This is a genomic window from Streptomyces sp. NPDC030838 (assembly GCF_055572035.1).
Genome location: NZ_JBVIED010000003.1, coordinates 58,870 through 78,033, shown reverse-complemented (window position 1 = coordinate 78,033; position 19,164 = coordinate 58,870). Strand labels below are relative to the sequence as shown.

16 protein-coding genes are annotated in these 19,164 nt (G+C 72.7%); 10 read left to right on the top strand and 6 right to left on the bottom strand.

The features are described from left to right. Positions 1-81: 81 nt before the first annotated feature. From ACZ42A_RS10825 to ACZ42A_RS10815, 3 genes are all read right to left on the bottom strand, one after another. Entirely contained in the window at positions 82-846 is a 765-nt protein-coding gene (locus ACZ42A_RS10825) for a hypothetical protein (protein ID WP_468526838.1), read from the bottom strand. Positions 847-1,119: 273 nt separating this feature from the next. Further along, positions 1,120-2,340: an acetyl-CoA C-acetyltransferase gene (locus tag ACZ42A_RS10820; protein WP_468526837.1), complete on the bottom strand. Its 1,221-nt coding sequence runs from the start codon at positions 2,338-2,340 to the stop codon at positions 1,120-1,122. A 105-nt stretch (positions 2,341-2,445) separates the two neighbouring features. Further along, complete coding sequence (locus ACZ42A_RS10815) at positions 2,446-3,489, bottom strand: SGNH/GDSL hydrolase family protein (protein ID WP_468526836.1); 1,044 nt, start codon at positions 3,487-3,489, stop codon at positions 2,446-2,448. A 145-nt stretch (positions 3,490-3,634) separates the two neighbouring features. Between ACZ42A_RS10815 and ACZ42A_RS10810 the strand changes: the two genes are divergently transcribed. From ACZ42A_RS10810 to ACZ42A_RS10800, 3 genes are all read left to right on the top strand, one after another. Next, a complete protein-coding gene (locus tag ACZ42A_RS10810) occupies positions 3,635-5,023 on the top strand; it encodes a cystathionine beta-synthase (protein WP_468526835.1) in 1,389 nt (462 codons plus the stop codon). A 516-nt stretch (positions 5,024-5,539) separates the two neighbouring features. Next, entirely contained in the window at positions 5,540-6,382 is an 843-nt protein-coding gene (locus ACZ42A_RS10805) for a MurR/RpiR family transcriptional regulator (protein ID WP_468526834.1), read from the top strand. 115 nt (positions 6,383-6,497) lie between these two features. After that, positions 6,498-7,082, top strand: a complete 585-nt coding sequence (locus ACZ42A_RS10800; RefSeq protein WP_468526833.1) for a hypothetical protein — start codon at positions 6,498-6,500, stop codon at positions 7,080-7,082. Between the two features lie 83 nt (positions 7,083-7,165). On the opposite strand, the gene ACZ42A_RS10795 is transcribed toward ACZ42A_RS10800, so the two are convergent. Continuing rightward, positions 7,166-8,611: a diaminopimelate decarboxylase gene (locus ACZ42A_RS10795; RefSeq protein ID WP_468526832.1), complete on the bottom strand. Its 1,446-nt coding sequence runs from the start codon at positions 8,609-8,611 to the stop codon at positions 7,166-7,168. Positions 8,612-8,731: 120 nt separating this feature from the next. Between ACZ42A_RS10795 and hutU the strand changes: the two genes are divergently transcribed. From hutU to hutI, 4 genes are all read left to right on the top strand, one after another. Then, positions 8,732-10,396: a urocanate hydratase gene (gene hutU, locus ACZ42A_RS10790; RefSeq protein WP_468526831.1), complete on the top strand. Its 1,665-nt coding sequence runs from the start codon at positions 8,732-8,734 to the stop codon at positions 10,394-10,396. 101 nt (positions 10,397-10,497) lie between these two features. Further along, positions 10,498-11,700, top strand: coding sequence for an allantoate amidohydrolase (locus tag ACZ42A_RS10785; protein WP_468527279.1), 1,203 nt, complete (start codon positions 10,498-10,500; stop codon positions 11,698-11,700). After that, positions 11,697-13,034, top strand: coding sequence for a formimidoylglutamate deiminase (locus tag ACZ42A_RS10780; RefSeq protein ID WP_468526830.1), 1,338 nt, complete (start codon positions 11,697-11,699; stop codon positions 13,032-13,034). The genes ACZ42A_RS10785 and ACZ42A_RS10780 overlap by 4 nt, the downstream gene beginning before the upstream one ends. Continuing rightward, positions 13,031-14,332 carry an imidazolonepropionase gene (gene hutI / locus ACZ42A_RS10775; RefSeq protein ID WP_468526829.1) on the top strand — a complete coding sequence of 434 codons (1,302 nt, stop codon included), beginning with the start codon at positions 13,031-13,033 and terminating at the stop codon, positions 14,330-14,332. The genes ACZ42A_RS10780 and hutI overlap by 4 nt, the downstream gene beginning before the upstream one ends. Positions 14,333-14,372: 40 nt before the next feature. Here the strand turns inward: hutI and ACZ42A_RS10770 are convergent, their stop codons facing one another. Continuing rightward, on the bottom strand, positions 14,373-15,917 hold the full coding sequence (locus tag ACZ42A_RS10770; protein WP_468526828.1) for a ricin-type beta-trefoil lectin domain protein: 1,545 nt from the start codon (positions 15,915-15,917) through the stop codon (positions 14,373-14,375). Between the two features lie 184 nt (positions 15,918-16,101). Then, the gene (locus ACZ42A_RS10765; RefSeq protein ID WP_468526827.1) at positions 16,102-17,019 is read right to left on the bottom strand and encodes an RNA polymerase sigma factor SigF; all 918 of its coding nucleotides are present in this window, start codon (positions 17,017-17,019) and stop codon (positions 16,102-16,104) included. A 238-nt stretch (positions 17,020-17,257) separates the two neighbouring features. Here ACZ42A_RS10765 and ACZ42A_RS10760 point away from each other — a divergent pair, with 238 nt between their 5' ends. The 3 genes from ACZ42A_RS10760 to ACZ42A_RS10750 all read left to right on the top strand — a co-directional run bounded on the left by ACZ42A_RS10760 (position 17,258) and on the right by ACZ42A_RS10750 (position 19,143). Then, positions 17,258-17,641, top strand: a complete 384-nt coding sequence (locus tag ACZ42A_RS10760) for an STAS domain-containing protein (RefSeq protein WP_468526826.1) — start codon at positions 17,258-17,260, stop codon at positions 17,639-17,641. Positions 17,642-17,812: 171 nt separating this feature from the next. Continuing rightward, positions 17,813-18,331 carry an ATP-binding protein gene (locus ACZ42A_RS10755; protein WP_468526825.1) on the top strand — a complete coding sequence of 173 codons (519 nt, stop codon included), beginning with the start codon at positions 17,813-17,815 and terminating at the stop codon, positions 18,329-18,331. 119 nt (positions 18,332-18,450) lie between these two features. Further along, positions 18,451-19,143 (top strand): LPXTG cell wall anchor domain-containing protein, encoded by a 693-nt coding sequence (locus ACZ42A_RS10750; protein WP_468526824.1) that lies wholly within the window; start codon positions 18,451-18,453, stop codon positions 19,141-19,143. Positions 19,144-19,164 lie beyond the last annotated feature (21 nt).

Genomic DNA, 19,164 nt, shown 5'->3' with positions numbered 1-19,164 from the left:
GTCCGGGGTGGTTCTCGCGCAGTTCCCCGCGCCCCTTTTGGGAGTCACCCGCGCTGTTCCTTTGTATGGACCCAAGAGCCCTTACAGGCTCGCTATGACCCTGTCCGCCAGGATGTAGACGTTCTCCTCGCCGCACTCGAACGTGAGGGTGTACGCGCCGGAGATGCCGGAGCCGCCGAGGAGGATCGGGGTCTCGCCGGCCTGGAGGGCGGCGGCGAGGCGTTCGGCCGTCTCGCGGTGGCCCGGGGTCATGCAGAGGGTGGTGCCGTCGGCGAAGACGTAGACGTCGAGGGTGCCGAGCGGGCCCGGGCGGACGTCGGTGAGTTCCGTGCGGGCGGCGGCCAGTTCCTCCAGGGTCGCGACGGTGCGCTCGTGGTCGTTCACGACGGGTGACGCGACGGGGACGAAGTCCGGGTGGGAGGGGTGGCGGCGGCGGGCGGCGGCCAGCTCGGGGGAGTCGCCGGGGTACTCGTCGGGCTCGGCGACCGGCTCCAGGCCCACGAAATCGGCCTGGCGCGGCAGGAAGAGGTCGCTGTCGGCGAGAGAGAGCAGCGAGGGCGCGTCGGAGACGTCACGGGCCTCCTGGGCGGCCCAGAAGGCGCGGGCCTCGGCCAGCTCCCGCTCGCGCTCCTCGGCCAGGGCGTCGGCCACCGCGGCGCGTATCTCGTCCGTGTCCGCGGTGGTGCGCGCGGCGGGGACGTGGACGCGGGCCGCGCGGGCCTCGGCCAGTTCGGTGTGCAGGGCCGCGACCTGGCGGCGCAGCTGCAGGAGGGTGCGCAGGACGGCGACGCCCACGGCACCGGTGGCGGCCGTGGTGACCAGCAGGGCGATCGGCATGGCGCTCACTGACGTACTCCCGGTTCAAAGTCGACCCCCGACTTCCTACATCAGCTTGATGGGTGAACTAACCAGCTGTCAGTGCGTAACGTCACGAAACGGACAGGACTTTGGGTTCGGGGAGTCTGATGGTGCTGCTCTGACCTGCGAAGTTCCCTGTGTCGAGGGAGATAGGTCACATCCTGGGGGAGATTGGATCACAAAACGGCCCAGAACCCTGGTGGTTCTCGGGTTCCGGGCCGTCAGGTGACAGCGGGTGTCCGGGTGGTCACCCAGGGCGGGTCAGCTCAGGCGCTCGATGACCATCGCCATGCCCTGGCCGCCGCCGACGCACATGGTCTCCAGGCCGAACTGCTTGTCGTGCCACTGGAGGGAGTTGATGAGCGTGCCGGTGATGCGGGCGCCGGTCATGCCGAAGGGGTGGCCGACGGCGATGGCGCCGCCGTTGACGTTCAGCTTCTCCAGCGGGATGTTCAGGTCCCGGTAGGAGGGGATCACCTGGGCGGCGAACGCCTCGTTGATCTCGACCAGGTCGATGTCGTCGATGGTCAGGCCGGCGCGGGCCAGGGCCTGCTTGGACGCCTCGACCGGGCCGTAGCCCATGATCTCGGGGGAGAGGCCGGAGACGCCGGTGGAGACGATCCGGGCCAGCGGGGTCAGGCCGAGCTCGCGGGCCTTGGTGTCCGACATGATGATCAGGGCCGCGGCGCCGTCGTTGAGCGGGCAGCAGTTGCCGGCGGTGACCAGGCCGTCGGGGCGGAAGACCGGCTTGAGGCCGGAGACGGCCTCCATGGTGACGCCGGCGCGCGGGCCGTCGTCCTTGGAGACGACCGTGCCGTCGGGCAGCGTGACCGGGGTGATCTCGCGCTCCCAGAAGCCCGCCTTGATGGCTTCCTCGGCGAGGTTCTGCGAGCGGACGCCGAACTCGTCCATCTCCTGGCGGCTGACGCCCCAGTGGCGGGCCAGGTTCTCGGCGGTCTGGCCCATGGCGATGTACGGGTCGGGCAGCAGGCCGTCCTCGCGCGGGTCGTGCCAGGTCGCGCCCTCGGACTCGGCGACGGCGGCGGTGCGGGCCACGGCGTCGGCGAAGAGCGGGTTCTGGGTGTCGGGCAGGCCGTCGGAGGTGCCCTTGACGCTGCGGCTGACCATCTCGACGCCCGCGGAGATGAAGACGTCGCCCTCGCCGGCCTTGATGGCGTGCAGGGCCATCCGGGAGGTCTGGAGGGAGGAGGAGCAGTAGCGGGTGACGGTGCAGCCCGGCAGGTGGTCCATGCCCATCTGGACGGCGACGATCCGGCCCAGGTTGTGGCCCTGCTCGCCGCCGGGCAGACCGCAGCCGAGCATCAGGTCGTCGATGTCCTTCGGGTCCAGCTCGGGGACCTTGGCGAGCGCGGCCTGGATGATCGTGGCGGTGAGGTCGTCGGGGCGCAGGTCCTTGAGGGAGCCCTTGAAGGCGCGGCCGATGGGGGAGCGGGCGGCAGAGACGATCACGGCTTCGGGCATCACGGCTCCATGGCGGTACAGGGATGTGGGCAGGGCTGGTTGGGAAGTTACCCGTACGTATGGGGGAGGTCACGCTGTCGGCGGTGTGACATGGGCCGCAACTTTCTAAGCGCTTGCTTGGCTCTCCGAACCGGCGGCCTCCGCGGGCTCCGGCTCCGGTACCCGCCGCCGGCGTCGGCGCTTCAGCAGGGCCCAGGGCCCGCGCGGGCCGGTCGGCATCGCGGCCGTGACCTCGGTGCCCGCCTCGGAGGCCGCCTCGGCGGCGGCGCGGGCCACCGGCAGGAAGCCCTCGCGGCGGGAGACGTCCGGGCGCTCCTCCTCGGCCGGCCACAGACCCAGCGCGGCGCAGACCGTCGGCAGCACCGCCATGGCGGCGGTGGCGTACCCCTCCGCCGAGGGGTGGTAGCTGTCGGGGCCGAACAGCTCCCGAGGGTTCGCCGCGAACTCGGGGCCCAGCAGATCACCGAGCGAGACCGTACGGCCGCCCTGCTCGACCACGCCGATGGTCTGCGCCGCCGCCAGCTGGCGCGAGACCCGGCGGGCCAGCCAGCGCAGCGGCTGCTGCACCGGCTCGATGGTGCCCAGGTCGGGGCAGGTGCCGACGACCACCTCCGCGCCGGCCGTGCGCAGCCGCCGTACCGCCCCCGCCAGATGGCGCACCGAGCGGGTGGGCGGCATCCGGTTGGTGACGTCGTTCGCGCCGACCATGATCACGCACACGTCGGGCGCCGGGCCAGGACCCGAGAGGACCAGCGCCACCTGGCGGTCGAGGTCGTCCGACATCGCGCCCGGCACCGCCACGTTGCGCAGCTCCACCGGCCGTTCCGCGACCGCCGCGAGCCCGGACGCCAGCAGCGCGCCGGGGGTCTGCCCGGCCCGGTGCACGCCCTGCCCGGCCGCGGTGGAGTCGCCCAGCAGGGTCAGCCGGAGGGGTTCCTCGGCCGGGGTGGCGTAGCCGCCGCCGTACAGCCCGTCCGCCTTCGGTACGTACGGGGAGGAGCCGTTGGCCAGCACCTGGCGTCTGGCCAGCTGCGCCTCGGCCAGCAGCAGCCCGACGACCGCCGCGCCGGCCAGGCCGATGCCGCCGCCGCCGTACGCCGCGCCGGCCGCGATGCGCCGGGCCACCCTCGCCCTCGACATGCTGGTCATGCGTCGCCGCCACCTCCTCGTAGCCGTACATCCACTCCTTGCCCCGTACCGGCCGTCCGCCAATCGCAACAGTGAGTGAACGACGCCCCCGAGCCGTAGGCTGGCGGCACCACGACCACTTCTTTTGCAGCAACCGGAGACAACGGTGCAGTTCCACGACTCGATGATCAGCCTCGTCGGCAACACCCCGCTGGTGCGGCTCAACAGCGTGACCAAGGGCATCAAGGCGACCGTCCTGGCCAAGGTGGAGTACTTCAACCCGGGCGGCTCCGTGAAGGACCGCATCGCCCTGCGCATGATCGAGGCGGCCGAGCAGAGCGGCGAGCTCAAGCCCGGCGGGACGATCGTCGAGCCGACCAGTGGCAACACGGGTGTCGGGCTGGCGATCGTGGCCCAGCAGAAGGGCTACAAGTGCATCTTCGTCTGCCCGGACAAGGTGTCCACCGACAAGATCAATGTGCTGCGCGCGTACGGGGCCGAGGTGGTCGTGTGCCCGACCGCGGTGGCCCCCGAGCACCCGGACTCCTACTACAACGTCTCCGACCGCCTCGTCCGCGAGACGCCGGGCGCCTGGAAGCCGGACCAGTACTCCAACCCGAACAACCCGCTCTCCCACTACCACTCGACCGGCCCCGAGCTGTGGGAGCAGACGGAGGGGAAGATCACCCACTTCGTCGCCGGTGTCGGGACCGGCGGGACCATCTCCGGCACCGGCCGCTATCTGAAGGAGGCCAGTGACGGCAGGGTGAAGGTGATCGGTGCCGACCCGGAGGGGTCCGTGTACTCCGGTGGCTCCGGCCGGCCGTACCTCGTCGAGGGCGTCGGTGAGGACTTCTGGCCGACCGCCTACGACCGGACCGTCGCCGACGAGATCGTCGCCGTCTCCGACAAGGACTCCTTCCAGATGACCCGCCGCCTCGCCAAGGAGGAGGGCCTGCTGGTGGGCGGCTCCTGCGGCATGGCGGTGGTGGCCGCGCTGCGCGTCGCCGAGCGGCTGACCGAGGACGACGTGGTGGTCGTGCTGCTCCCGGACAGCGGCCGCGGCTACCTCAGCAAGATCTTCAACGACGAGTGGATGGCCGACTACGGCTTCCTGGAGGACGCCGGCCCGAGCGCCCGTGTCGCCGACGTGCTGGAGGACAAGGAGCACGGTGCCATGCCGTCGCTGGTCCACATGCACCCGGACGAGACGGTGGGTCAGGCCATCGAGGTGCTGCGCGAGTACGGCGTCTCGCAGATGCCGGTGGTGAAGCCGGGCGCCGGTCACCCGGACGTGATGGCCGCCGAGGTCGTCGGCTCCATCGTCGAACGGGAGCTGCTGGACGCGCTGTTCGCCAAGCGGGCCTCCCTCGACGACCCGCTGGAGAAGCACATGTCCGCGCCGCTGCCGCAGGTCGGCTCCGGGGAGCCGGTCGGCGACCTGATGAACGTGCTGGGCCAGGCGGATGCCGCGATCGTGCTCGTCGAGGGCAAGCCGACCGGTGTGGTCAGCCGTCAGGACCTGCTGGCCTTCCTCGCCAAGAACGCGAAGTAGCCGAGGGGAAGTCGCGGCGAAGCCGCGGTGAACCGCCGGTGACCGCGGCGAACTCGCGGTGACTTGAGGGGGTTTCGGCTGCGCGGAAGTGGTACGAGGGTGTCACGTTCGCGCAGCACCCGCTTAACACGGGACCGGCACAGTGGTGGGTGTCGGCAGGGGCGGGAGCGGCTCCCCGCTCCGACCGGCAACCAGCGGCGCCAAGGACCTCCGGAGCGGCTCCCGGACCTCCATGGACGCCACGGACGCGCCAGCCCGGCCTGACCCGGCCCGCGTCCCTCGCGGGGACCGCCGTCGTCCCGCCCCCCGGAAACGGGGGTGCGGCGGTCCCCGCGCACATCTCTTCCCGGGCTCCGGTCCCGGTCCTTACAGTCCTCCCAGTCCTCCCAGGCGGAGTCGTCGTCCCGCCGGGGGACAGCCCCCCTGTTGCCCGGCTGCATAGGAGCATGCAGAGTTTCCGTAACCTGAATAGACGGACCCGGTGGTGCCGGACCTGGTGACAAGGGGGAGCACGGCATGAGCCCGACCGACAGCCCTGCCGCACGACTGCAGGCGCTCTTCGAGGGGCACCGGCTCACGCCGACCCAGCGCCGGATCGCACACAGCATGGTGCGCCGCGCCGCCGACGTGCCGTTCCTGTCCAGTGTGGAACTGGCCGAGCTGGCCGGGGTCAGCCAGCCGTCCGTGACCCGCTTCGCCGTCGCCCTCGGCTTCGACGGCTATCCGGCGCTGCGCCGCCATCTGCGCGAGGTCGCGCCCGCCGAGCAGCCCGCGGACGCCGGGGCGTTCAACGAGTACCAGCAGGCCGTCGAGGCCGAGATCGAGAACCTCAGGCACCTCGCCGAGGCGCTGGCCGATCCGCGGCCGGTGCAGCGCGCGGGCCGGATCCTGGCCGCCAGCCGCCCCCTGCCGGTCCTCGGGCTGCGGGCCGCCGCCGCCCAGGCGCACGGCTTCGCCTACTTCGCCGCCAAGGTCCATCCGGACGTACGGCTGCTCAACGAGGGCGGCACGATGATCCACGACCGGATCGACGGCGCCGTCCGCGCGGGCGCCACGGCCCTGCTCTGCTTCGCGCTGCCCCGCCACCCCCGCGAGGTCGTGGACACCCTCGGCTACGCCAGGGAGGCGGGCCTGACCGTGGTGACGGTCGCCGACTCCGCGTTCGCCCCGGTCGCCAAGGTCTCCGACCTGCTGCTGCCCGCCGCCGTCGGCACCGGCCTCGCCTTCGACACCGCCTGCGCGCCGATGCTGCTCGGGCGGGTGCTGCTGGAGGCGATGTGCGACGACCTGCCCGATGCCCAGGCGCGGCTGGAGGAGTTCGACGCGCGCGCGGCGGCACGGGGGCTGTTCGTGGAGTAGGGCCGGGCCGCGAGCCGCCACGGCGCGTTCTCAGATTTGTCTCAGGTTCCGCCGCTAACCTGCCGGGCCGTCAGCACAGTGACAGTGACAGTGCCGGACGACGAGGAGGCGGAACGTGGCACGTGGAGGTCAGGGACTGGCTCGGGTGGCCGTCGTCGTACGGGCGGGCGCCGCGCCGCTGTGGTGGCTGGGCGTCTGCGCGGCCGGGATCGGCCTGCTGATCCCCGGTCTGACGGGCCGGCGGATCGGGGTGTACGCCGGTGCCGCGCTGTTCGTCGTGGGTGCCGCGGCGGTGGCCTGGTCACGCCGCCGGCGCTATGCCGCGCTCGCTCGCGGGGCGGCCCGGGCGGGGAAGTACGACGTCCTGCAGGACCGCGCCGTGACGGTCCGGACCTGGCGGCGCGGGCACCGCTGGTGGCTGCTGCTCGGGTTTCTCGCCGCGCTGGCGAGCAACGTCGCGGTACCGGTGGCCGGCGGGCTGCTGCTCGCCGGGTGCGGGGCCGGTCTGCGGCTGAAGGCGGCGTGGCTCGGCCGCCGGGAGCGGGCGCAGGAGGAGCTGCTGTGGGTGCGGGTGGACTGGCTCACCGCGCACGGCGGACGCCCGGCCGGCAAGGCGGTCAAGGCGTACCGCGGCACCGGCATCGCGGCGGGCGACGCGGCCCCGGGCGGGGCGCGCCGCCGCACCGCGGCGCTGGTCTGACCCGACCGCCCAGGGCCTGTCGTTCGGATCATCCCGGCGTGGGCCCTGTGTGGCACTTCAGGCGGTGAGCCACCCCGCGTACGTCAGCGGCGCCCCGGCTCGCGCAGGGTGGTGAGCGCGTCGGCCCGCGCCCCTCCGGACTCGGCCACGATCTCCTGGAGCGTCTGCGGCTCGCGGACGGTCGCGAAGGCCACGCCCCCGGCGCCGTCGGGCGCGAAGCCGTATATGCCGGGGCGGGCCAGCGAGTTGTAGGCGTAGTGGTGCGCGAAGTAGTAGGCGCCGGTGTCCAGGGCCGCCGCGTAGTCCCCGGGTTCGAGCAGGGGCAGGGCGCGGGCCTCGGCGAGCAGGTCGCCGGCGAAGCAGGCGGGGCCCGCGATGTCCTGCACCGTCTCGGGGCCCTCCTTCGGGCGGCCCTTCGCGTCGTAGGCGGTGATCCGCAGCGGCCACGCGGCGGGGGCGTAAACCGTACGGGTGGCCACCTGGACGCCCGCGTGCGTCACCGCCACCGGGCGCCCGCCCGCCGACTTGGTGTACTCGACCCGCGCCACCACCGTGCCGTGCTTGGCCAGCAGGGAGCGGCCGAACTCGGTGACCAGGCCGTAGCGGCCGGCGAAGAGCGCGGGGACCGCCTCGCGCAGCAGCCGTGCGTACTGCGCGTACGTCGGACTCGTCTCGTCCGAGGCGAAGTTCACCGGCAGGCCGCCGCCGATGTCGATGGTGTCGATCTGCGGGCGCCCGATCCGCCGGTTGATCTCCTCGGCGAGCGCGTGCACCTCGGCGACGCCCCGGGCCATCAGCGACAGGGGAATGCCCTGCGAGCCGGTGTGCGCGTGCAGCCGGGTGAGCCAGGGCCGGTCGGCGTACGCCTGGATCACCCAGTCCCGGGCCCCCTCGTCGCGCAGCGCCACACCGAACTTCGACGTGGCCGTCGCCGTGGACAGGGCCTCGATGGAACCGCCGCCGACCTGCGGGTTCACCCGGAGCCCCAGGGGCGAGCGGCTGGGCGCGGACGCCATCAGGGCGTCGAGGCGGGCCAGCTCCTGCGGGTTGTCCGCGTTGACGGCGATGCCCAGCGCCAGCGCCTCCCGCAGCTCCGCCGGGGTCTTGGCGGGGGAGTCCAGCACCGTCCGCTCCGGCGGCAGGCCCGCCGCCCGGGCCAGGGCCAGCTCGCCGGGGCTCGCCACCTCCGCGCCGATCCCCTCCTCGTGCAGCAGCCGCAGCACCGGCACCAGCGGGGTCGCCTTCACCGCGAAGGCGTGCAGCACCGGCGTGCCCGGCGCCGTCACCGCGTCGAACGCGGCCCGCAGCTCGGCGGCCGACTCCCGGATCCCGGTGACGTCGAGCAGCCCGACGAGGGGCGTGGCGGGGCCCAGCAGACCCTGCTCCACGGCCGCGCGGACGGCCTCGTCCCGGCGGGCCGCCCGCTCGGCGGCGCCTCGCCCGGCCCTGTCGTCGGCCCTGTCGTCACTCGTGTCGACCACAACAACCCCCGTCATGTCGTCGCCCGGCCCCTGTACCGGGCCCTGCATCCAGCCAAACATCCGCGGCGCGCCCGCGCTGGCGCACCGGTGTATTGACTAGTTCTATTCAGAGGTCCAGGATGTGAATAGCCGTAGAAACAATGATCGTCGTCCGTCAGGAGGCACGCCATGTCAGGACCCCGCCCCGTCCGAGCACCCCGTGGCACGGAACTGAGCGCCCTGGGATGGCAGCAGGAAGCCGCCCTGCGGATGCTGCAGAACAACCTGGACCCCGAGGTCGCCGAGCACCCCGACAAGCTCGTCGTCTACGGCGGCACCGGCAAGGCCGCCCGCGACTGGCGCTCCTTCGACGCGATGGTGCGCACGCTGAAGGGCCTGAAGCAGGACGAGACGATGCTCGTCCAGTCCGGCCGGCCCGTCGGCGTCATGCAGACCCACGAATGGGCGCCGCGCGTCCTCATCGCCAACTCCAACCTCGTCGGCGACTGGGCCAACTGGGAGGAGTTCCGCCGCCTGGAGGCCCTCGGCCTGACCATGTACGGCCAGATGACCGCCGGCTCCTGGATCTACATCGGCACCCAGGGCATCCTCCAGGGCACCTACGAGACCTTCGCCGCCGTCGCCGCGAAGAAGTTCGGCGGCTCGCTGGCCGGAACCATCACGTTGACGGCCGGCCTCGGCGGCATGGGCGGCGCCCAGCCGCTCGCCGTCACGATGAACGACGGCGTCGCCATCTGCGTCGACTGCGACCCCCGCGCCATCGAGCGCCGCATCGAGCACCGGTATCTCGACGTCAAGGCCGACAGCCTGGACCACGCGCTGCAGCTGGCCGTCGAGGCGCGCGACGCCCGCCGCCCGCTGTCCATCGGCGTCCTCGGCAACGCCGCCGAGCTGGTGCCGCAGCTGCTCGCCATGGGCGCGCCGATCGACATCGTCACCGACCAGACCTCCGCCCACGACCCGCTGTCCTACCTGCCGGTCGGCCTTCCCTTCGAGGAGATGGCCTCCTACGCCGCGAAGGACCCGGCAGGATTCACCACCCGGGCCCGCGAGTCCATGGCCCGGCACGTCGAGGCCATGGTCGGCTTCATGGACGCCGGCGCCGAGGTGTTCGACTACGGCAACTCCATCCGCGGCGAGGCCCAGCTCGCCGGATACGACCGGGCCTTCGCCTTCCCCGGCTTCGTCCCCGCCTACATCCGCCCGCTGTTCTGCGAGGGCAAGGGCCCGTTCCGCTGGGCGGCCCTGTCGGGTGACCCGGCCGACATCGCCAAGACCGACAAGGCGATCCTGGAGCTGTTCCCCGAGAACGAGTCCCTCGCCCGCTGGATCAAGATGGCCGGGGAGCGGGTCCACTTCCAGGGCCTGCCCGCCCGTATCTGCTGGCTCGGCTACGGCGAGCGGGACAAGGCCGGCGAGCGGTTCAACGACATGGTGGCGAGCGGTGAGCTGGCCGCGCCGGTCGTCATCGGCCGCGACCACCTCGACTGCGGATCCGTCGCCTCGCCGTACCGCGAGACCGAGGCGATGCTGGACGGGTCCGACGCGATCGCCGACTGGCCGCTGCTGAACGCCATGGTCAACGTGGCCTCGGGCGCGTCCTGGGTTTCTCTGCACCACGGTGGTGGGGTGGGCATGGGGCGGTCCATCCACGCGGGGCAGGTGACCGTCGCCGACGGTACGGCGCTCGCCGGGGAGAAGATCCGCCGGGTGCTGACGAACGACCCGGGCATGGGCGTCATCCGGCACGTGGACGCCGGGTACGACATCGCGGAGTCCGTGGCGGAGCAGCGGGGTGTGCGGGTGCCGATGCGTGAGGGTGAAACGGCGTGACGGACGGCAACTCTCCGGTGCGGGCGGGCACATCGCCGCCGGCTACTGGTGCGGCTGTGAGCAGCCGCCCACAGCCTGGGGGCGGTTCCTCCTTCCACGAGATGTGGCGCGAGCTGCTCCCCATCGGCCGGCACCCCGATTCGGGCGGCTACCGGCGGTTCGCCTGGACGGCCGCCGATGCCGAGTGCCGGGCCTGGTTCGAGGGCCAGGCCCGGGCCCGTGGGCTGGCCTACGAAGTCGACCGGAACGGCAACCAGTGGGCGTGGCTCGGGGATCCGGCCGCCGGGGACGCCGTCGTCACCGGGTCGCATCTCGACTCGGTGCCCGACGGCGGCGCCTTCGACGGGCCTCTCGGCGTCGTGTCCTCCTTCGCCGCGCTCGACGAGCTGCGCAGCCGGAACGCACGGCTGACCAAGCCGCTCGCCATCGTCAACTTCGGCGACGAGGAAGGCGCCCGCTTCGGGCTCGCCTGTGTCGGCTCCCGGCTCGCCGCCGGACAGCTCACCGTCGAGCAGGCGCACCGCCTCACCGACGGCGAGGGGGTCACCCTTCCGCAGGCCATGGAGGCCGCCGGGTACGACCCCGATGCCATCGGGCCCGACCCCGAGCGGCTGGGCCGTATCGGCGCGTTCGTCGAACTGCACGTGGAACAGGGCCGGGCGCTGGATCTGACCGGGGACGCCGTCGGCATCGCCAGCGCCATCTGGCCGCACGGCCGCTGGCGGTTCGACTTCCGCGGTGAGGCCAACCACGCGGGGACGACCCGGCTCGTCGACCGGCGTGACCCGATGCTGTCGTACGCCGAGACCGTGCTGGCGGCCCGCCGCGAGGCGCAGCTCGCCGGGGCCGTCGCCACCTTCGGGAAGATCGCCGTGGAGCCGAACGGTGTCAACGCGATCCCCTCGCTGGTGCGCGGCTGGCTGGACTCCCGCGCCGAGGACCAGGCCGGCCTCGACCGCGTGGTCGGCGGGATCGAGGGGGCGGCCCGGGAGTACGCGGCGGCCCACGGCATCGACCTCGACGTCGTTCGCGAGTCCTTCACGCCCGTCGTCGAGTTCGACCACGCCCTGCGCGACGAACTCGCCCGCATCCTCGGCAAGTACACCGACCTGAAGGTGCCCGTCCTCGGCACCGGTGCCGGACACGACGCCGGGATCCTCTCCGGGACCGTCCCGACCGCCATGCTGTTCGTGCGCAACCCCACCGGCGTCTCGCACTCCCCGGCCGAGTTCGCGGCCGAGGACGACTGCGCGGCCGGGGTGCTCGCCCTCGCCGACGTACTGGAAGGACTGGCCTGCACGTGACCAAGGCGACCTACTGGCTGGAGCACGCCTGGCTCGGCACGCATGTCGAGCCGGGCGTCGCCCTGGAGACCGGTGACGGGCGGATCACCGCCGTGCGGACCGGTGTCGACACCCCGCCGCCCCGTGCGGAGGTGCTGCGGGGCCTCACCCTCCCCGGCCTCGCCAACGCGCACAGCCACGCCTTCCACCGCGCCCTGCGCGGCACCGTCCAGGTCGGCAGCGGCACCTTCTGGACCTGGCGCGAGGTCATGTACGCCACGGCCGACCGGCTCACCCCGGAGAGCTACCACGCCCTCGCGCGCGCGGCGTACGCCGAGATGGCCCTCGCCGGCATCACCGCCGTAGGCGAGTTCCACTACCTCCACCACGCCCCCGGCGGCACCCGCTACGCCGACCCCAACGCCATGGGCGAGGCCCTGATCGAGGCCGCCGCCGAGGCCGGTATCCGCATCACCCTCCTCGACACCTGCTATCTCTCCTCCGGCTTCGGCGAGGCCCCGAACACCCACCAGCTCCGCTTCTCCGACGGCACGGCGGAGGCCTGGGCCGAACGCTGTTCAGTTCTCAAGGAACGGGATCACGCGCGGATCGGAGCGGCCATCCACTCCGTGCGGGCCGTGCCCGCGGGCGAACTCGCCACCGTGGCGCGGTGGGCCGAGGAGCGGCGGGCCCCGCTGCATGTGCACCTGTCGGAGCAGACCGCCGAGAACGACGCCTGCCAGGCCGCCCACGGGTGCACCCCGACCCGGCTGCTCGCCGACCACGGCGTGCTCGGACCGCGCACCACCGGCGTCCACAACACGCACCTCACCGACGAGGACATCGCCCTGCTCGGCGGCTCCGGCACCGGCACCTGCATGTGCCCGACGACCGAACGGGACCTCGCGGACGGCATCGGCCCCGCCGCCGCCCTCCAGCGGGCGGGCTCCCCCCTCTCCCTCGGCTCCGACAGCCACGCCGTCATCGATCTGCTGGAGGAGGCGCGGGCGATGGAGCTGAACGAGCGGCTGCGCACCCGCACCCGCGGCCACTGGACCGCCGCGGCGCTGCTGCGCGCCGCCACCGCCGACGGGCACGCCGCCCTCGGCTGGGCGGACGCCGGCACCCTGGAGCCCGGCGCGCTCGCCGACTTCACGACGATCGCGCTCGACTCGGTCAGGACGGCAGGGCCGCTTCCGCGGCTCGGGGCCGAGACGGCCGTATTCGCCGCGTCGGCAGCAGACGTGTCGCATACGGTCGTGGGAGGCCGGCACGTCGTTCGGGACGGGGTCCACACCCTCGTACCGGATGTGCCGCGAGCCCTCGCGGACGCCGTCGCAGCCCTGCGCGGATGACCCCGGGCCGCCTGCCCGCGCGGCCCGCCTCCGCCTCCGCACCCGAACCCGACCCCACCGCCGACCAGGCCACCAAGGACGCCATGAGCAACGCGACGACCGTCAGCCCCGCCCACTCCGCGAGCACCGCCAGCACGCTCATCACCAACATCGCCGCCCTGGTCACCAACGACCCCTCCCTCGGTGACAATTCCCCCCTCGGACTGATCCAGGACGCGGCCGTCGTCATCGAAGGCGACCGCGTCGCGTGGACCGGTGATCAAAGCAAAGCACCCGCCACTGACAATCGGGTCGACGTCGGCGGCCGGGCGGTCATCCCGGGCTTCGTCGACTCCCACTCCCACCTGGTCTTCGCGGGCGACCGGACGCAGGAGTTCAACGCCCGGATGTCGGGGCGGCCGTACAGCGCGGGCGGCATCCGGACCACCGTCGCCGCCACCCGCGCCGCGAGCGACGAGGAACTCGAGGCCAACCTCACCCGTTACCTCGACGAGGCACTCCGCCAGGGCACCACCACCTTCGAGACGAAGTCCGGCTACGGCCTGACCGTCGAGGACGAGGCCCGCGCCCTGCGGATCGCCGCCGCCCACACCGACGAGGTCACCTACCTCGGCGCCCACATCGTCTCCCCCGACTACGCCGACGACCCGGCCGCCTATGTCGCCCTGGTCACCGGCGAGATGCTGGACGCCTGCGCCCCGTACGCCCGTTGGATCGACGTCTTCTGCGAGAAGGGCGCCTTCGACGGCGACCAGGCCCGCGCGATCCTCACCGCGGGCAAGGCGAAGGGCCTGCACCCGCGCATCCACGCCAACCAGCTCTCGTACGGCCCGGGGGTCCAGCTCGCCGTCGAACTCGACGCCGCTTCCGCCGACCACTGCACCCACCTGACGGACGACGACGTCGACGCGCTGGCCAACAGCCGCACCGTCGCCACACTCCTGCCCGGCGCGGAGTTCTCCACCCGGGCCGAGTGGCCGAACGCCCGCCGGCTGCTGGACGCGGGCGTCACGGTCGCGCTGTCCACCGACTGCAACCCCGGCTCGTCCTTCACCTCCTCCGTCCCCTTCTGCATCGCCCTCGCGGTACGGGACATGGGGATGACACCGGACGAGGCGGTCTGGTCCGCCACGGCAGGCGGGGCCGCCGCCCTGCGCCGCACCGACATCGGCCGCCTCACCCCGGGCGCCTACGCCGACCTGGCCCTCCTCGACGCCCCGAGCCACGTCCACCTGGCCTACCGCCCGGGCGTGCCCCTGGTCACCGGCGTCTGGCGGCGCGGCACCCGAGTGGTCTGACCGGTCAGGAATCGGCGCGGCACCCGAGTGGTCTGACCGGTCAGGAACCGGCGCGCCACCGTTGGTCCGCCCGCCCCGCCTCCGGCAGCAGCGCCACGCTCCCGCCGCCGACCGGGGTGACCGCGTGACCCGGAGCGATCGCCGGGCGGATCACCCCGTGTCCGTCCACCGCGAACCGCAGGTTCCGGCCGTTGGGCCCGTCCACCGAGGAGCAGGTCCAGATGCCCACGCCCCGGTAGGTCGAGCCCCGGCTGTCCAGGCAGTACTCCGGATCGGCGGCCGACTGCACCAGCCCCCGGCCGGCGTCGACCCGCCAGATCTGGGTGGGGGAGGAGGCGCCGCACGGGACCGTGATGACGTCGGTGCCGTTCGCCATGACGCCGTCGCGGATGTCCAGGCAGAGCCCGGAGGAGGCGTTCACCACCTGGGCGTAGGAGCTGCCCGGGGGACGGACCGGGGGCGGTGTGGGCTTCGGCGTCGGTTTCGGTTTCGGCTTCGGAGTGCGCGACGGAGTCGCCCGGCGCGTGGGGGTCGGTGACGCGGTGGGGGTGGGGGTCACCGTCTGCGTCGCGGTGGCCGTGACCGTCACCGGCGGGGGAGCGGCCGGGAGGGGCGGGGTGCCCGTCTGGGTCCGGGAACTGGCCGTGTTCTCCGCACCGTTGTCGTCCGGCGACAGCAGGAGGACGAGCAGCAGCGGTGCCAGGGCCACGCCGAGGGCGGCCGAGGTCAGTGCCAGACGGCGGCGGGACGGCGGCCAGGACGGTGCCGCGGCCGGGGCGGCGGAGTCCCGCCCGCGCGTGGCGTACGCCGTCCCCGCCCAGGGCAACAGCCCCTCCGCCAGTGCCGTGGCGGGCACGTCGCGCAGGTTGGACAGTTCCTCGTAGGCCGTCGCGCAGTGCGCGCACACCGCCCGGTGGGCGTCCAGGTCGCGGCTGCGGCGGGGCACGGGCGGTCGTACGGACTCCTCGATGAGCCGCCGGAACGCCCGGCAGCGCGGGTCGTCGGAGGCGGCGAGGCGGGCGTCCAGACAGGCGCGGCCCATCTCCGTGAGGGCCGCGTCCCTGCCGTAGGTCACCTCCTGGCGGGAGACGCCGAGCAGGGTCGCGGTCGTCTCGTCGTCCTCCTGCTCGACGACCGCGTACCAGAGGATGCCCCGGGTGCGGGGCGGCAGCGAGCGGTACGCGTCGAGCAGGGGCGGGACCGGGCCGCCGGGACCCGCCATGCGCTGGACCAGCAGCAGTCCGGGGTCGAGTCCGGCGGAGCGTTCACCGGCGGCCCACTCCCCGGCCAGCCGGGCGGTCAGCAGCAGGAGCCGGTGCCGCCACGGCAGGGCGGGGCCGCTGCCGCGGGACGCCTCGCGCACGGCCACGGTGAAGGTCTGCGCGGCGAGTTGACGGGCCGTCGACTCGCCCGCAGCGCAGAGCCGGGCGTAGGCGAGGGCGGACTCCTGGTGCCGGGCGCGCAGTTCCCGGAGGGCCGGGTACGCGCTCGCGGAGTCGCCGCGCAGCAGCTCCATGAGCCGTGCGTCGGACGCCCCCGCGTGGATTCCGGGACCGTGACCGTCGTCCTGGTCGACCCGTCCCATCCCCCGCCTCCTCGCAGCCGTCCGACCCGCCGGTGTGCTGAGCTACCGGCGGGTATGACGGCTCATAGTGGAGGAAGGGGGCCCGTGGGGAAAGAGTTTCCGCGGGTAACCGGACCGCGTGGAAGAGGTGTTGGTCCCCGACCGCGCGGAAGAGGCGTTGGTCCCCGACCGCGCGGAGGAGGTGTCACTCCTCGACGGTCAGCCCCTTGCGCAACCGCCCCAGTGTTCGCGACAGCAGCCGCGACACATGCATCTGCGAGATCCCCAGTTCGTCCCCGATCTCCGACTGGGTCATGCCGACGACGAAGCGCAGGGAGAGGATCTTCCGGTCCCGGGGCGGGAGTTCGGCGATCAGCGGCTTCAACGACTCGACGTACTCGACGCCTTCGAGCCCGTGGTCCTCGTAGCCGATGCGGTCCGCGAGCGCGCCCTCGCTGTCGTCCTCCTCGGGCTGGGCGTCCAGTGAGGAGGCGGTGTACGCGTTGGACGCGGCCATGCCCTCGACGACCTCGTCGTGCGAGATGCCGAGCCGGTCGGCCAGTTCGGCGACGGTCGGGGCGCGGTCCAGCTGCTGGGCCAGCTCGTCGCCGGCCTTGGCCAGGTCGAGCCGGAGTTCCTGGAGTCGGCGCGGTACGCGGACGGACCACGAGGTGTCGCGGAAGAACCGCTTGATCTCGCCGATGATGGTCGGCATCGCGAAGGTGGGGAACTCGACGCCGCGGCTGAGTTCGAACCGGTCGATCGCCTTGATCAGGCCGATGGTGCCGACCTGGATGATGTCCTCCATGGGTTCGCTGCGGGAGCGGAACCGGGAGGCGGCGAACTTGACCAGCGCGAGGTTGAGTTCGACGAGCGTGTTGCGGACGTACGCGTATTCGTGGGTGCCTTCCTCCAGCGACTCCAGCCGCTCGAAGAGGGTCTTGGACAGGGCCCGGGCGTCCTCGGGGGCCACTTCGTCGTACGGGGGGATCTCCGGGAGTCCGGTGAGGGCGTCTGCGGCGACGCCGTCGGGTGCGATGGGATCCAGATGTTCCGGAGGGGGTGTCGACGTCGCCTGATGGGTATGCGAGGCGTCGAGCCGGGGTGACATGATGTCCTCCATCGTTCTCGGCATATGGCTGCCGAAGCCAGTTACGTGCACTGCGGTGTGCGGCGCCTCCAAAGCCGGCCGTGTCGATTACGTGTCCTTACTAGCCCTACCCGCTATCCCGAACTGACCGCAAGTGCGTTCTGTGGTAGTATGTCCGTTTTTGCGTGGATGGTCGGCTGTCGAACCGTGTGAGGAAGGCGTAGTGTTCGAGGGCGACAGTCAGCAGCCACGACCTCGGGAGAGAGACGGCATGGACCACGGGACGGTCGGCAGCGCACAGTCGGGCCGGCTTCTGGTGGAGGTGCGGGAAGCGGGCTCCAGTGCCGTTGTGACTCCGGCGGGTGAGCTCGATCACCACACCGCCGATCTGTTGCGCGAACCACTCGAGGAGTGCCTCGCCAAGGGCTTCAGCAGGCTGGTCGTGGACTGCTCACGACTGGAGTTCTGTGACTCCACCGGGCTGAACGTGCTGCTCGGCGCCCGCCTGAAGGCGGAGGCCGCGGGCGGCGGAGTGCACCTGGCCGCGATGCAGTCCGTGGTGGCGCGCGTCTTCGAGATCACCGGCGCGGAGGCGGTCTTCACCGTCCACGACACCCTCGAGGCCGCCCTGGCGGGCGAGGGCGACGCCGGCTGACGGCGCTGAACGCGTCCGGCCGGGGCCCGGGGTGTCCGGGATGTGCCGAAACGGGCGCGTGCCGAAAAGAGGGGGTGTCCCTCCGGTCCGCTCGGGCAGGAGACATTCTGGTTCGGCGCTCGTAAGGAACTCTTGAATCGTGAACTGGTGAATCGGTGAGGTGAAGCGCTGATGAGCACCACCCGGCCCTACCCGCCGGGCGACCGCGGCCCGGAGCCCAGCGGCGCTTCCGGGGCGTCAGAAGGGGGCCCGGAGGGGGACGTGCCCGTCTCGTCGCAGGGGCGTCAGGTTCGCAGGCTGAGCCTGGCCGGTGCGGCCGGGGTCGTGCCGATGGCCCGCGATTTCGCCCGCCAGGCGCTGTACGCCTGGGGCTGGCTGCCGGCCGCGAGCGCGGACCGGCGAGCCGCGGCGGAGGACGTGCTGCTCGTCGTCTCCGAGCTGGTCACCAACGCCTGCCTGCACGCCGAGGGTCCGGACGAGATGTGGATCGCCTGTGACAACAAGGTGATCCGGATCGAGGTCTCCGACCGGGGCGCGGGCCAGCCCGCGCCGCGCACCCCGCACCGCGCGGGGCGGCCCGGCGGGCACGGGATGTTCATCGTGCAGCGGCTGTGCCTGGACTGGGGGGTCGTGCGCACGCCGGGGGTCGCCGGCAAGACGGTCTGGGCGGAGCTGGGCGCACCGGCGTAGCGCGGAGGCTCGACCCCGCACATTTCTGACACACCCTCAGTCTTCCCTCCTCACGCCCCCGGGCGTACCTTGACGGCCCGATCTGATGTGCCGTCAGTCATGAGGGGACGGTGTCGACCGTGTCGTACCGGAAGCGATCCGCCGCGCTGGCGTCCGCCGCGGCCCTGGCCGGCTCGGCGGTGCTGGTGGCCGCCCCGACGGCCCGGGCCGAGGTCGTCGACGTGAACTACGCCTGCAAGACGCCCATCGGGGACAAGAGCGCCGTCTCGCCCATCGACATCAAGGGCGTCAAGAGCGGCGGCGGCTACAAGATCACCATGTCCTGGCAGAAGGGCGTCTCCTCCAGCCCCGTCGAACTCGGCAAGGGCGCGATGAACCCCAGTGCCACCATCGAGCTGGGCGGCGCCGACAGCGGCAGCCTGAAGGTCTCCGGCCCCGCCAACCAGGAAGCCATCCCCGCCGACACCCCCATCAAGATCAGCGACCTGAGCGGCACGTACACCCCGAAGGAGACCGGCAAGGTCACCTTCACCGCGGGCGTGCTCACCATCAAGGCGCTCGGTACGACGACCACCTGCACCCCCACCAACGACCCCGGCCCGTCCCTCACCCTCGACGTGACGGCGGCGGGCGGCGGCGCCCCGCAGAGCGGCGACGGATCCGGTGGCGGAAAGGGCGGGGAACTCCCGCAGACCGGGCCCGAGGACTCCGCGATCGCCCTCGCCACCCTCGGCGGCACGGTCCTGCTCGCGGGCGCGGCGGGCGCGCTGTGGCTGACCAGGCGGAACCAGACGGTCCGCGTACGCCGCTGAGGGCCCTTCGACCGCTGGAGC